This window comes from Legionella quateirensis, from assembly GCF_001467955.1.
GTDB classification, from domain to species: Bacteria; Pseudomonadota; Gammaproteobacteria; order Legionellales; family Legionellaceae; genus Legionella; species Legionella quateirensis.
Map to the genome: position 1 here is coordinate 1 of NZ_LNYR01000047.1, position 447 is coordinate 447.

Genomic DNA, 447 nt, shown 5'->3' on the forward strand with positions numbered 1-447 from the left:
AATTGCAGTAATGGTATGGCCTGCGTTTTCAAAGGTATCATTATTATTGACATCATAATTTGCCACCGTGTCTTCATTCATGGTTATGACATCATTGGCAATATCCGCAACTGGATTGACTGTAATGGCGATGCTGTCCGTATCACTTAAGAGGCCGTCACTGGTGACGACCGTCAAGCTGTCTGCACCATTGTAATCAGCAACCGGAGTATAAGTTAAACCATTCAAGGCAGTGGTGATGTTGGCTGGAGATCCCACCAGAGTCACCGTTCCTGTACCGTTATTCGTAATGGTCACCCCTGCTGTTGCCAGAGCCGTTAAGCTGCCGTGTGCCACAGAAATCGTGGTGGTCACAGAAGCACTGTCAATGTCGGTAAGACTAATCGCATTGCCATTAGCAGAGCTAAAGACCTGAGCGGTGTCTTCATTCGTCGTTTGGGCACCCGG

Annotated in this window: 1 protein-coding gene; it reads right to left on the reverse strand. The window is 48.1% G+C overall.

Annotated features, from left to right (window positions below):
• Positions 1–447, reverse strand: a 447-nt coding sequence (locus Lqua_RS15665) for a hypothetical protein (RefSeq protein WP_202972763.1), incomplete at both ends; no start/stop codon positions are given.